This window comes from Aromatoleum toluolicum, from assembly GCF_012911005.2.
Lineage (GTDB): Bacteria > Pseudomonadota > Gammaproteobacteria > Burkholderiales > Rhodocyclaceae > Aromatoleum > Aromatoleum toluolicum.
This window is the reverse complement of sequence record NZ_WTVS01000273.1, coordinates 1-386: the sequence shown is the minus strand read 5'-3', so window position 1 is coordinate 386 and position 386 is coordinate 1. Positions and strand designations below refer to the sequence as shown.

Below are 386 nucleotides of genomic sequence, written 5' to 3'. Positions count from 1 at the left end.
GCCGCACCGCCGCCTCGCGGAACTGAGTCGTATAGACCCGCTTCGGTATCCTCGCTTTCATTTCACGTTCCTCCATGAAGCCTTAGAACTTCACTTCATGGCGTCCGTTTTATGGGGGCAAGCTCACCAGTGAAAGCGTCCCTGGTTCAGTCTCCGGCACGCGAGCCACACGCCGAAGCCGTCATGCACCAGCACCTTCAACCGAGTGCCGCGCCGGTTGCTGAAGAGATAGGCATGCGGCTGCGCCTGACCGAACACGCGCACCACCTGCGCGAGCAGCGAGTCCATGCCTGCGCGCATATCCAGGGGCGCAGCCGACAGCCACAGCGCGTCGATGCGAATCATGCGAGCCAGTCCCGCAGCCACGCCCCGCACGCCTCGGCGGC

The 386-nt window shown here is 64.2% G+C and carries 1 protein-coding gene; it reads right to left on the bottom strand.

Features of this window, described 5'->3' with window-relative positions:
- Positions 1-123: 123 nt before the first annotated feature.
- The coding region (tnpB, locus tag GPA27_RS28710) for an IS66 family insertion sequence element accessory protein TnpB (protein ID WP_211165330.1) at positions 124-386 on the bottom strand (263 nt) is incomplete at its 5' end.